Source organism: Serratia sp. GW822-FHT06D09 (assembly GCF_058799515.1).
In genome coordinates this window covers 80,843-94,038 of the sequence record NZ_JBXALO010000004.1, presented here as the reverse complement: position 1 = coordinate 94,038, position 13,196 = coordinate 80,843, and the positions used below count along the sequence as shown (strand labels likewise).

The 13,196-nt window shown below is 57.1% G+C and carries 11 protein-coding genes; 5 read left to right on the top strand and 6 right to left on the bottom strand.

The features are described 5' to 3' along the window. The first annotated feature begins 108 nt into the window (after positions 1-108). Positions 109-1,011, top strand: coding sequence for a LysR family transcriptional regulator (locus AC1RKG_RS11435; RefSeq protein WP_020837142.1), 903 nt, complete (start codon positions 109-111; stop codon positions 1,009-1,011). 175 nt (positions 1,012-1,186) lie between these two features. Here the strand turns inward: AC1RKG_RS11435 and AC1RKG_RS11430 are convergent, their stop codons facing one another. The 4 genes from AC1RKG_RS11430 to AC1RKG_RS11415 all read right to left on the bottom strand — a co-directional run bounded on the left by AC1RKG_RS11430 (position 1,187) and on the right by AC1RKG_RS11415 (position 5,844). Beyond that, the gene (locus AC1RKG_RS11430; RefSeq protein WP_020837143.1) at positions 1,187-2,836 is read right to left on the bottom strand and encodes a Na+/H+ antiporter; all 1,650 of its coding nucleotides are present in this window, start codon (positions 2,834-2,836) and stop codon (positions 1,187-1,189) included. 186 nt (positions 2,837-3,022) lie between these two features. Beyond that, on the bottom strand, positions 3,023-4,384 hold the full coding sequence (locus AC1RKG_RS11425) for an NCS2 family permease (protein WP_020837144.1): 1,362 nt from the start codon (positions 4,382-4,384) through the stop codon (positions 3,023-3,025). Between the two features lie 336 nt (positions 4,385-4,720). After that, positions 4,721-5,128: a VOC family protein gene (locus tag AC1RKG_RS11420; RefSeq protein ID WP_020837145.1), complete on the bottom strand. Its 408-nt coding sequence runs from the start codon at positions 5,126-5,128 to the stop codon at positions 4,721-4,723. 47 nt (positions 5,129-5,175) lie between these two features. Beyond that, the gene (locus AC1RKG_RS11415; protein WP_020837146.1) at positions 5,176-5,844 is read right to left on the bottom strand and encodes a glutathione S-transferase family protein; all 669 of its coding nucleotides are present in this window, start codon (positions 5,842-5,844) and stop codon (positions 5,176-5,178) included. Between the two features lie 231 nt (positions 5,845-6,075). On the opposite strand from AC1RKG_RS11415, the gene bhsA reads away from it, so the two are divergent. After that, the gene (gene bhsA, locus AC1RKG_RS11410; protein WP_020837147.1) at positions 6,076-6,336 is read left to right on the top strand and encodes a multiple stress resistance protein BhsA; all 261 of its coding nucleotides are present in this window, start codon (positions 6,076-6,078) and stop codon (positions 6,334-6,336) included. Positions 6,337-6,392: 56 nt separating this feature from the next. Here the strand turns inward: bhsA and AC1RKG_RS11405 are convergent, their stop codons facing one another. Continuing rightward, the gene (locus tag AC1RKG_RS11405) at positions 6,393-7,310 is read right to left on the bottom strand and encodes a LysR family transcriptional regulator (RefSeq protein WP_493183060.1); all 918 of its coding nucleotides are present in this window, start codon (positions 7,308-7,310) and stop codon (positions 6,393-6,395) included. A 128-nt stretch (positions 7,311-7,438) separates the two neighbouring features. On the opposite strand from AC1RKG_RS11405, the gene AC1RKG_RS11400 reads away from it, so the two are divergent. Further along, positions 7,439-8,188 carry a 3-oxoacyl-ACP reductase family protein gene (locus tag AC1RKG_RS11400; RefSeq protein ID WP_046372533.1) on the top strand — a complete coding sequence of 250 codons (750 nt, stop codon included), beginning with the start codon at positions 7,439-7,441 and terminating at the stop codon, positions 8,186-8,188. Positions 8,189-8,249: 61 nt separating this feature from the next. On the opposite strand, the gene ssb1 is transcribed toward AC1RKG_RS11400, so the two are convergent. Then, on the bottom strand, positions 8,250-8,786 hold the full coding sequence (gene ssb1, locus AC1RKG_RS11395; protein WP_020837150.1) for a single-stranded DNA-binding protein SSB1: 537 nt from the start codon (positions 8,784-8,786) through the stop codon (positions 8,250-8,252). 277 nt (positions 8,787-9,063) lie between these two features. Between ssb1 and uvrA the strand changes: the two genes are divergently transcribed. After that, complete coding sequence (gene uvrA / locus AC1RKG_RS11390; RefSeq protein ID WP_020837151.1) at positions 9,064-11,895, top strand: excinuclease ABC subunit UvrA; 2,832 nt, start codon at positions 9,064-9,066, stop codon at positions 11,893-11,895. A gap of 224 nt (positions 11,896-12,119) precedes the next feature. Beyond that, complete coding sequence (locus AC1RKG_RS11385; RefSeq protein ID WP_187961985.1) at positions 12,120-13,172, top strand: NAD(P)-dependent alcohol dehydrogenase; 1,053 nt, start codon at positions 12,120-12,122, stop codon at positions 13,170-13,172. The last annotated feature ends 24 nt before the right edge of the window (positions 13,173-13,196 follow it).

Below are 13,196 nucleotides of genomic sequence, written 5' to 3'. Positions count from 1 at the left end.
TTTACAGTATACGCAGCCAGGAAACCTCGCCTGAAATGAATTAAAATTATCGACATCATGCCATCAGGGAATAGTTTCCCGACGGTACTTCCCCCAGGAGAATCCAACGTGGATGTCCGCACCCTGCGCTACTTCGTGGAAGTGGTGCGCCAGCAAAGCTTTACCCGCGCGGCGGAGAAACTGTTCGTCACCCAACCGACCATCAGCAAGATGCTGCGCCATTTGGAAGAAGAACTGGAATGCACGCTGCTGATCCGCGAAGGCCGCAAACTGCACCTGACCGACAGCGGGCAAGCGGTATACCAGCGCGGGCTGGCGATCATTGATGAGTTCCGCCAATTGGAGGCGGAGCTGGAAGACATCAGTTCGGTTAAAAAAGGCGTGCTGCGGCTGGGTATTCCCCCCATGGTCGGCCGGCAGATTGCCGATCTGATCCGTCAATTCCGCCAAACCTACCCTGGCATCGAACTGAAAATCTCCGAGCTGGGTGGGCTGTCGGTGGAGCAGGCGGTGATGTCCGGCGAGCTGGATCTGGCGATGACCATACTGCCGGTCGATTCGGATCAACCACTGACCTTCCTGCCGTTACTCGTCCACCCCATGTGCGTGGTTGCGCCGCGTACGCCACACTGGCTTAATCGCACCAGCATCAATATCACCGAGTTGGCTAACTGGCCGATCCTGCTTTATAACGAGGACTTCGCGCTGTACAAAATGCTGATGAAAGCGTTCCGTCAGGCCGGGTTTGAGCCACAGATTGCGGTGCGCAGCGGACAGTGGGATTTTTTGGCTTCGATGGTACAGGCCGGGGTCGGCATCGCCACCCTGCCGGAGCCGGTCTGCCAATGGCTGGATAAGGAAAACCTGATCTGGCTGCCACTGGAACCCCGTATGGAATGGAAAGTCGGGTTGATCTGGCGGCAGGGCAGCTACCTGTCGCACAGTGCACAGGCCTGGATAGCCTGCTGCCGCGACTACTGGCCCGCAGCCAGTACCAGTCACCACAAATAGCAAGGGCCGCATATGCGGCCCCAGACTGCTGATAATTCCTTTGTACTTAAAAGTCATGGATTGCGTGCTGATAAAAACTAAGGATGATGTCTTCAGTTTTACCCCAAACACCCGAAAACCACGCTTTTCGGGTGTTTGTCATCAAATCAGGGCCGCATATGCGGCCCCGTGAGTATTATCCTTCTCGCTCTATCAACAGCGCTTCCAGCAGGTCGAGATCGTGCAACAGCTTTTGCAGCGTCTCGTTGCTGATTTTTTGCGTAGCGCGCAGGTGATATAGCTCACCGCGCTCAGCGCGTAGCGCCGTCAGGCGGAAACGACGCTCGAGGTTTTCCAGCATCAGCGCATTCTCGATATCGTCTTTGGTGGTGATACGGCGCCGCAGCGTCCCCACCACTCGCGAACTGATCTCTTTCAGCACCTGCGGATCGAGGTTTTCCTCGGTATCAACCGCCAACCGCTCTTCCATTTTGTTGATGCTTTCGATCGCCACTTCAGCCGCCATGGCGATTGCCATCCGCTCTTCGCTTTTGCTGACGCTCTTATCCGCCACCTGAACGCCGCGCAGCAACAGCGGCAGCGCCAGTACGCCGGCAATCAATGAAAGCAGGATCACCCCAGCGGCGATAAACACCAGTTGGTAACGCGCCGGGAAGGCGGTGCCGTCACTCAGCAACAGTGGAATTGATAGCACACCGGCCAGCGTAATCGCCCCGCGTACCCCGGCAAACGACGCTACCCACAGTTCGCGGGTGGTGTAATCGCCGAACTGCAACGGCCGTTTTTTCATAAAGCGACGGCTGGCGTTTTTCATCAGCCACAGCCAGGTAAAACGCAATACCAGCAGCGCCGCGTAGATAATCGCCACGTCGGCAAACAGGTACCAGGTCTGAATGGTCGGATCCAGCTCCGCCTGCAGGATAGAGGTTTCCAGGATCCCCGGCAGTTGCAGGCCCAACATGATGAACACCATGCCGTTGAACACAAACTCCAGCATCGCCCAGACGCTGTTGGCGCGCAGGCGCATCGCCAGCGGCGCGTTGCGGATCACGCCGGACTGGCTGATGGTCATCCCCGCTGCCACCGCCGCCAGGATGCCGGATACGCCAATGTGTTCGGCAATCAGGTAAGAAGCAAAAGGTAACAGCAGCAGGAAGACTATCTGCGTCGCCGGGTCATCACCGCTCCAGCGGCTCATGATCCGCAAAGATTTACTGTAGAGCCAGGTGACCGCTACGCCTGCCAGCAGGCCGCCGATCGCCACCTTGAGGAACTCGAGCGTCGCGCCGCCCACGGTAAACACCATGGTGCCCATCGCCACCGCGATAGCGAATTTGAGTGAGACCAGGCCCGACGCGTCGTTCATCAGCGCCTCGCCTTCCAGCACGCCCATGATCGGCTTCGGAATACGCCCTTTACCGACGATGCCGGACAGCGCCACGGCATCCGTTGGCGACAGCACCGCCGCCAGCGCAAACGCCGCCACCAGAGGAATGCCCGGCACCATGGCGTAAATCAGATAACCGACGCCGACCACGGTGATCAGCACCAATACCAGCGCCAGGCCAAGAATTTCACGACCGTGGTGCAAAAACTCCCGCGTCGGGGTTTTCCAGCCATCGGCAAACAGCAGCGGCGGGATAAACAGCACCAGGAACAATTCAGGGTCAAAGTCGACGTGCAACCCGAAATGCGGCCAGGCCAACAGGGCCCCGATACCGATTTGCATTAACGGCAGCGGCACCTGGAACGGCAACATGCGCGTCACCACCCCGGACAGGGAGACCACCAGGATTAAAATGAGGATTGTAAAAAAGATTTCCATGCTTTCCTTAGACTCTTGGGTTCAGACTACATCTCTGATGTATACCCGATAGTAGATCACTTTTTTTACGGCGGTTAAAGCTTGTTGTGCCTTTCAAAATGCAGCATTGGCAGAAGGAGATTTATCTGAATAGGGTATGAGGGCAAACATCCCCCCGCCGGAACGACGGGGGAAACGACATAGCGGTTAGATTGCCCAGCCGCCGGCATAGAATGCCACCAGCGCCACGGCGATCAGCACGGTACCGATATTCAGCCGACGCCATTCGCCGGAGAAGATACGGCCAATCACCAATGAGCTGAAGCCCAGCATGATACCGGTGACGATATTGCAGGTCAGCACGATAAACACGGCGCACAGCAGGCCGGACATGGCATCGACAAAATCATTGAAGTCCAGCTTGGTGACGTTGCTCAGCATCAGCAGGCCAACGTACATCAGCGCCGGTGCGGTCGCGTAAACCGGCACCAGATAAGACAACGGCGACAGGAACAGGATCAGCAGGAACAGCAAACCGACTACGGTTGCTGTCAGACCGGTTTTACCGCCCGCAGCCGTGCCCGCTGCGGATTCGATATACACCGCCGCCGGGGCCGCACCGACCAGACCAGAGAAAATGCTGCTCAGGGAGTCCGAAGTCAGCGCCTTGCCGCCGTTGATGATTTGCCCGTCTTTATCCAGCAGGTTGGCCTGACCGGCCACCGCACGGATAGTACCGGTAGCGTCAAATACCGCGGTCATCACCAGCGCCAGCACGCTCGGCAAGACCACCGGCTGCAATGCGCCCATGATATCCAGGCTGAAAATCAACGAATTGCCGTTGGCATCCGCCAGGCTTGGCATCGCGAATAAGCCCTGGTATTTCACCGCCGGGTCAAACACCAACCCCACCACCGAAATAGTGATGATCACCAGCAGGATACCGCCGGGAACGCGCAGTTTTTCCAGCCCGAAAATCACCGCCAGCCCGAGCAGCGTCATCACTACCGGGAACGAAGTGAATGCGCCCAAAGCCACCGGCAGGCCGTCCAGTGGGTTTTTCACCACCAGGCCAACGCCGTTAGCCGCGATCAGCAACAGGAACAGACCAATACCGATGCCGGTACCATGAGCGACGCCCATCGGCAAATTGCGCAGGATCCAGGCGCGAATACCGGTTACCGAAATAATGGTAAAAAGCACCCCCATCAGGAATACCGCCCCCAACGCCACCGGAATGCTGATGTGTTGGCCCAGCACCAGACTGAACGCCGTGAAAGCGGTCAGGGAAATTGCACAGCCGATGGCCATCGGCAAATTGGCCCATAACCCCATCAGCAACGAACCGAGACCCGCCACCAGGCAGGTGGCGACAAACACCGCCGTTGGCGGGAAGCCGGCTTTGCCCAGCATGCTCGGCACCACGATCACCGAGTACACCATCGCCAGGAAGGTAGTTAGCCCCGCCACCACTTCCTGACGCACGGTGCTGCCGCGCGCAGAAATATTAAAATAACCATCAAGCCCGCCTTTTGGTTTAACGGCGTTATTCGCTTGAGAATTCGACATGTTGCTGTCCCCTGTGTTTCATTGCCAGCCCGTTTAAAGAGGCTTGTTATTCCGCCCACGCATGTTCATTAGGGTAACGTTTGCTTTTCTGCCCTTTGCTCACGTCGCCAATGGGCGTCGCATCAAAGGCAAACGTTTAACTCACAGTGAATGGTACGGGTAATTTATGGTGGTTTATTCAAGGCAAACGATTATCCAGCCTTCCATACCGTCTGATCAACCAAAGATCGCGCCAATTTATGCGGAAAAGCACTGGGATCAATCATTATCGAAAATACGGTATTTGTCTCATAGGTAAATCCGATGGGAGCGCCCCCCTTTCGGAGGGCAAAACGACTACTGAGCCTGGGCCGCCTTTTCATCCATGTACATCAGTTCCCAGATGTGTCCGTCCAGATCCTGAAAACCGTGGCCGTACATAAAGCCATAATCCTGCGGCTGATTATAGGTATTGCCGCCGGCGGCGATCGCTTTGCGCACCAGATCGTCCACCGCTGCCCGGTTAGGCTGCGACAGGCATATCAGCACTTCGGTCGCCTTTCTGGCATCGCTGATCGGGTTCGGGGTGAACATTTTGAATTTGTCGTGGGTCAACAGCATCACATAGATGCTGTCGCTGACCACCATGCAGGCGGCGGTGTCATCGGTAAACTGTGGATTAAAGCTGAAACCAAGACGAGTGAAAAACTCGATGGATACGGGCAAATCGCCCACCGGCAGGTTAACAAAAATTTGCGTAGCCATGGGCTACCTCCGACGAAGAGTGACCTCATCGAGTATAGCCCACCCGCTCATTTCAGCAGGTCATAAGGCCCGCCCTGCTCCAGCGCCCGTTGGTAGGCCGGCCGCGCATGGATACGCTGGAGATAGTCGCGTAGCTTTGGACAGCCATCCAATGCGCCACGTGCCGCCATCGCTTCCAGCGGAAAACTCATCTGGATGTCCGCCGCGCTGAATTCATTGCCGACAAACCAGGTGCTTTTGGCCAGGTGCTGTTCAAGATAGTCGCGGTGCGGAGCAATCTGTTTATCCAGATACTCCCGCTGTACGCCTTTGCCAATAGCCCCTGCCACTGGTCGTAACAGCCAGGGAATGGGCGGCTGGCCCAAACGGCTAAACACCAGCTTCATCACCAACAGCGGCATCAGTGACCCTTCGGCATAATGTAGCCAGTAACGATACTGTTGCCGGGCATGATAGTCGGTGGGGATAAACTGCCCCTGCGCATCGTAGGCTTCCTGCAGATATTCAATAATGGCGCCGGACTCCGCCAGCGTCAGATCGCCATCGACAATCACTGGCGACTTGCCGAGCGGATGGATCTTTTTCAACTCCGCAGGCGCCAGCATGGTTTGCGGATCGCGCTGATAGCGCTGCACCTGGTACGGCACTCCCAATTCTTCCAGAAACCACAGGATGCGCTGCGACCGCGAGTTATTTAGATGGTGCACGATAATCATGGGGCTTCTCCACTCTGTTGCCACACCCGTTATATGTCGAGGCTTCTGGTTAAAGGGTAGTGGTGAATTATCCCATCTGCCAATAAGGTCATCTGTCGCTCAAATTTAAATCAATAAATTTGACAGAGATACTCAAAACTCTCCGATTTTCTCTTTGGGCATGACGGCCTATTATCTAACACATCGAGAGAAAACAGCCTCTCACCTAAAAAATACCCTGAGGATTGAATCATGAAAAACATCAAATTTTTTGCTACCGCTCTGCTGCTGACTACCGCTTCTTTCGCCAGCGTTGCCGCTGACCAACCCGCTAACCAGCCTGCGGCCGGTGCCCAGAAAATCGGTGTGGTGTCCGTGAGCGGCGCTTCTAACCTGAGCACGCTGGAAAATGAACTGGCCAGCAAAGCCGCTGCATCCGGTGCCAGCTCTTACCGCATCATCTCCGCCGGTGGCCAGAACAAACTGTATGGCACCGCAGAAATCTTCAACTGATCGTCAGACAGTAAACTGACGGAAGAAAAAAGCCCCGCAAGGGGCTTTTCTCGTTTCTAGCGAGCATCAAACCTCGCCGCCAGCTTCTGCAGCCGAAATTGTTCGATCATGAAATCAACAAACACTCGGGTTTTGGTCGGCAGGAACTTGGTGGTGGGGAAATACAGGTGCACGCTGCCGCGATCGACATACCAGCCCGACAATACCCGCACCAGTCGACCGCTTTCCAGATAAGGCAAGGCGTTCGGCATGGCGATCAGCGCGATCCCCAACCCCATTTCCGCCGCCTGCGCTGCAGCATCCGGTTCATTTACCGTCATTTTGATTTCCATCGACGGCGCTCGTTGTTCATTCTCCGCATTACGCAGCGGCAGATTACGGATCCGCCCGGTTTGCGGTGAGCGGATAAAAATGCCCGCATGATTCATCAACTGTTCCGGCTGCCGGATGGCAGTGTTGCGCTGCAGATACGCTGCAGAAGCCACCAGGATGCCGTGGGCTGGAGCCAGTTCACGTGCAATCATGCCCTGCGCCAATTCGATACCGCCCCCCATTGCAGCATCAAAATGCTCACCAATCAGATCCACTTTACGGTTGTCGAAATGCCAGTCGGGGACAATTGCCGGGTACCGCGCCAGAAAGTCGGGCAGCATCGGCATGACAAAATGCAGGCCGAACGCCGTCCCCATGCTGACCTTCAGCGTGCCGGCCGCCACCCCGCCGCCGCTGCTTACTCCTTTTAATGCGCACTGGATCGACAACAGGCCGCCGCTGACCTCCTGCAAAAAACGCTCGCCCTCTTCGGTCAGGATCAATTTGCGCGTATTGCGCTGGAAAAGCCTTACCCCGACGATCGTCTCCAGCTTGGTCACATTCTTCCCGACGGCCGCAGAGCTGATGCCCAGCTTGCGTCCGGCCGCAGAAAAGCTGCCGTTCTCTGCGCTGCAAACAAAACATTCCAGATGGCCCAGCATGGTTTCCCCTGTTGATTTCAAACCCACGGTTTAAGCTGATTATAGCTCTTTGTGGCTAGTGGCGACCCGGCGTTTCCCAGATACTGATCCGGTAGATGTTTAACCTCACCCCACTCTGGAGAAGCACCATGACAACAGCACATCCTCTGCAAAACAAAGTCGCATTTATTCAGGGCGGCTCACGCGGCATTGGTGCCGCCATCGTTAAGCGCCTGGCACGTGAAGGCGCCACCGTAGCCTTCACCTACGTCGCCTCCGCCGAAAAAGCAGACGCCCTGGTGGCCGAAATCAGCGCCACCGGCGGTAAAGCGCTCGCCATCAAGGCCGACAGTGCCGATGCCGCGGCCCTGCAACAAGCGGTACGCCAGGCAGTAAACAGCCTGGGTAATCTGGACATTCTGGTGAACAACGCCGGCGTGCTTGCGATGGGCAGTACCGAAGAGCTGCCGCTGGAGGATCTGGATCGCACGCTGGCTGTCAACGTGCGCAGCGTATTTGTCGCCAGCCAGGAAGCGGCGCGCCATATGAATGACGGTGGCCGAATCATCAATATTGGCAGCACCAACGCTGAACGCATGCCCTTTGCCGGCGGCGCAGTTTATGCCATGAGCAAATCCGCGCTGGTCGGTCTGACCAAAGGCATGGCGCGCGATCTGGGCCCACGCGGCATCACCGTCAATAACGTGCAACCCGGCCCGGTCGATACCGACATGAATCCGGCCAGCGGTGATTTCGCCGAACAGTTAAAAGCCATGATGGCCATCAGCCGTTACGGCAAAGATGAGGAGATCGCCAGCTTTGTCGCTTACCTCGCCGGTCCGGAGGCGGGCTATATCACCGGTGCCAGCCTGAGCATCGACGGCGGTTTTTCGGCTTAAATGTTCTGAAAAGCAAAAAGCCCCAAAAGGGGCTTTTTTTTGGGCTTAGGACAACCTGATATCAGAAAGGAATATCGTCGTCGAAGTCCATTGGCGGTTCATTGCTGCTGGCTGCCGGTGCGTTGTTCTGCGCCGGGCGCGCCTGCTGGCCACCGCTGAACTGGTTGCCGCCTTGTGGCTGCTGAGGTTGACCCCAACCGCCCTGGCCGCCGGAAGCCTGACCACCGCCTGCCGGTGCGCCACCGCCTTGACGGCCGCCCAGCATCTGCATGGTGCCGCCAACGTTAACCACAACTTCGGTGGTGTATTTTTCTACGCCAGCCTGATCGGTCCATTTGCGAGTCTGCAGCGCGCCCTCGATGTACACCTGGGAACCTTTACGCAGATATTCGCCCGCCACTTCAGCCAGCTTGCCGAACAGCACAACGCGGTGCCACTCGGTCTTTTCTTTCTGCTCGCCAGTCGCCTTGTCACGCCAGCTTTCGGAGGTTGCCAGGGTAATGTTGGCCACTGCACCGCCATTCGGCATGTAACGGACTTCCGGGTCTTGGCCCAGATTCCCGACCAGAATTACTTTGTTTACGCCTCTGCTGGCCATGAGAACTCTCCTGATGATTGATTTTTACACAGTATAAACGAGTAAGTTTAACACGCTCAGCCTGAAACGACACCCGTGTTGATTACTGCGTGCTGTATTCCGGAATTGTCCTTTCGATCGACCTGTTTGCATTCATGTACTGGATATTCATTCAGGTTTTTTTGTGTCATAATTATGCGTTTCGTACTGGCTGTGCCGGTTTTTTGCGCGTTCGATCACATAATCGTGCGTAAATCACCCAGACAGGCGCGGTGTATCATCAAGACGGGAAGTGTAAATGGACAATATCGAAGTTCGTGGTGCTCGAACCCATAATCTCAAAAACATCAACCTGATTATCCCGCGTGACAAGCTGATCGTCGTCACCGGTCTGTCCGGTTCAGGCAAGTCCTCGCTGGCCTTTGATACCCTGTATGCCGAAGGGCAGCGTCGCTACGTCGAATCGCTCTCCGCCTATGCACGCCAGTTCCTTTCGCTGATGGAAAAACCGGACGTCGACCACATTGAAGGTCTGTCACCGGCAATTTCCATCGAGCAGAAATCGACCTCGCATAACCCGCGATCCACGGTCGGCACCATCACCGAGATCCACGATTACCTGCGTCTGCTGTTTGCCCGCGTCGGCGAACCGCGTTGCCCGGATCACCATGTCGAACTGGCGGCGCAAACCGTTAGCCAGATGGTGGATAACGTGCTCAGCCAGCCGGAAGGCAAACGCCTGATGCTGCTGGCCCCGGTGGTAAAAGACCGCAAGGGCGAGCACACCAAAACGCTGGAAAACCTCGCGAGCCAGGGCTATATCCGTGCGCGCATCGACGGCGAAGTGTGCGATCTTTCCGATCCCCCGAAGCTGGAGTTGCAGAAAAAGCACACCATCGAAGTGGTGGTCGATCGTTTTAAAGTGCGCGATGATCTGTCGCAGCGTCTGGCGGAATCCTTCGAGACCGCGCTGGAGCTGTCCGGCGGCACCGCCATTGTGGCTGATATGGACGACGAAAAAGCGGATGAGCTGCTGTTTTCCGCCAACTTCGCCTGCCCTATCTGCGGCTACAGCATGCGCGAACTCGAACCGCGCCTGTTTTCGTTCAACAACCCGGCCGGCGCCTGCCCAACGTGCGACGGTCTGGGCGTACAGCAGTTCTTCGATCCGGAACGCGTAGTGCAAAACCCCGAGCTTTCGCTGGCCGGCGGTGCCATTCGCGGTTGGGATCGTCGCAATTTCTACTACTTCCAGATGCTGCGTTCGCTGGCAGAGCATTACGCGTTTGACGTTGAAGCGCCTTTCAACAGCCTGGACGCCAACGTGCAGAAAGCGGTGCTCAGCGGCTCCGGTAAAGAATCGATCGAATTCAAATACATCAACGATCGCGGTGACACCACCGTGCGCCGCCATCCGTTCGAAGGCGTGCTGCACAACATGGAGCGCCGTTATAAAGAAACCGAATCCAGTGCGGTGCGCGAAGAGCTGGCGAAGTTTATCAGCAACCGTCCTTGCGCCTCGTGCCACGGCACCCGTCTGCGCGAAGAAGCGCGAAACGTGTTCGTTGAAGACACCACGCTGCCGGAAATTTCCGATCTGAGCATCGGCCATGCGATGACCTTCTTCCAGAACATGAAGCTCAGCGGCCAGCGCGCCAAGATCGCCGAGAAAGTGCTGAAAGAGATTGGCGATCGCCTGAAATTCCTGGTGAACGTCGGCCTGAACTACCTGTCGCTGTCGCGTTCGGCGGAAACCCTCTCCGGCGGTGAAGCGCAGCGTATCCGTTTGGCCAGCCAGATTGGCGCCGGCCTGGTGGGCGTGATGTACGTGCTGGATGAGCCGTCAATCGGCCTGCATCAGCGCGACAACGAACGCCTGCTGGAAACCCTGATCCACCTGCGTAACCTCGGCAATACGGTGATCGTGGTGGAACATGACGAAGACGCCATCCGCGCCGCCGACCATGTCATCGACATCGGTCCCGGTGCCGGCGTGCACGGCGGCCAGGTAGTGGCGGAAGGCACCGTCGAAGACATCATGGCGCAGCCTGAGTCATTGACCGGCCAGTTCCTCAGTGGCAAACGCGAGATTGCCATTCCGGAACAGCGCGTCCCGGCGGACCCGACCAAGGTGCTGAAATTGAGCGGTGCTCGCGGTAACAATCTGAAGGACGTGACGCTGACGCTGCCGGTGGGGCTATTTACCTGCATTACCGGGGTATCCGGCTCCGGCAAATCCACGCTGATCAACGACACGCTGTTCCCGATCGCCCAGCGCCAGCTAAACGGTGCCACTATCGCCGAACCGGCGCCGTTCCGCGAAGTGACCGGTCTGGAGCACTTCGACAAGGTGATCGACATCGATCAAAGCCCGATCGGGCGTACTCCGCGTTCCAACCCGGCGACCTACACCGGCATATTCACCCCGGTGCGTGAGCTGTTCGCCGGCGTGCCGGAATCGCGCAGTCGCGGTTACAACCCGGGCCGCTTCAGCTTTAACGTCAAGGGTGGCCGCTGCGAAGCCTGCCAGGGTGACGGTGTGATCAAGGTGGAAATGCACTTCCTGCCGGACATCTATGTGCCGTGCGACCAGTGCAAAGGCAAACGCTATAACCGCGAAACGCTGGAAGTGAAGTACAAAGGCAAAAGCATTCACGAAGTGCTGGAGATGACCATCGAAGAGGCACGTGATTTCTTCGACGCGGTACCGGCATTGGCGCGTAAGTTGCAAACCTTGATTGAAGTCGGCCTGTCGTACATCCGTCTCGGCCAGTCGGCGACCACGCTGTCCGGCGGGGAAGCGCAGCGCGTCAAGCTGGCTCGTGAGCTGTCAAAACGCGGTACCGGTCAAACGCTGTACATCCTGGATGAGCCGACCACCGGGCTGCACTTCGCCGATATTCAGCAACTGCTGGCGGTGCTGCATCAACTGCGCGATCAGGGCAATACCATCGTGGTGATTGAGCACAACCTGGACGTGATTAAAACCGCGGACTGGATTGTCGACCTGGGGCCGGAAGGCGGCAGCGGCGGCGGTGAGATCCTGGTTGCCGGCACGCCGGAAACCGTGGCTAACTGCGAAACGTCGCACACCGCGCGCTTCCTTAAGCCGTTACTGAAGAAGAAATAATCCCCTGCCAGGCGGGCCGTTACTGTAGCGGCCCGCACGCTTACCCGTTTCGGTCAAATTGAACAGAAACAGGCAAGATTTAGACATTTTCAGGCATTTCCCTCCCCGCTCTCAGCTTTTATCATCAATGTTCCCTCTGTGGCCCTTTGCCGTACTCAGGCCACGTCCACCGGCACCCTACTGCCGGAAGCCGTTCCCCCCATACACTGATGACTGGAGTTACCATGAACATTACGCACGCCTATGCCGCGCATGACGCCAAATCAGCGTTAGTTCCTTTTGATTACACGCCGCGCACCTTGCGCGACCACGATGTGCAAATCAAGGTTCTGTTCTGTGGCGTCTGCCATTCGGATTTACACCAGGCCCGCAACGAATGGAGCAACACCCTTTTTCCGGTGGTTCCCGGCCACGAAATTGTGGGGCGCGTGAGCGCCGTCGGCAACCATGTGTCACGCTATCAGGTCGGTGATTTGGTCGGCGTGGGCTGTATGGTGGACTCCTGCCGCAGCTGTCCGAGCTGTGACGAGGGTCTGGAGCAATATTGTGAAAATGGGTTTACCGGCACCTATAACGGTGAGGATCGACAAACCGGCGCCACCACCTACGGCGGCTACTCCACCGATATGGTAGTAGATCAGGACTTTGTACTTCGCGTACCGGAAAACCTCGATCCTGCCGGTGTCGCCCCCTTACTGTGCGCCGGTATCACCACCTATTCCCCGCTGCGTCAATGGGGCGCCGGTCCGGGTAAAAAGGTGGGCATCGTCGGTCTCGGCGGGCTGGGGCACATGGGCGTTAAACTGGCCCGGGCGATGGGAGCGCATGTGGTGCTGTTCACGACTTCAGCGTCCAAAGTCGAAGATGCCAAACGCCTCGGCGCTCACGAAGTGGTGATCTCACGCAATTCGGAAGAGATGGCGCAGCACACCAACAGTTTCGATTTTATTCTTAACACGGTGGCGGCCCAGCACGATCTGAACCCGTTCCTCAATCTGCTGCGCCGTGACGGCACCCTGACGCTGGTTGGCGCACCGGAGCATGACCACCCGTCACCGCAGGTGTTTAACCTGATCATGAAGCGTCGTCGCATCGCCGGTTCACTGATTGGCGGCATTGCAGAAACCCAGGAGATGCTGGATTTCTGCGGCCAGCACGGCATTACCTCGGATATCGAACTGATCCCGATGCAGCAAATCAATGAAGCCTTCGAGCGGATGCTGAAAAGCGACGTGAAATATCGCTTCGTGGTGGATATCGACTCTTTGCGAGCCTAAGCCTCTCGGGCGCCCACAGCGGCG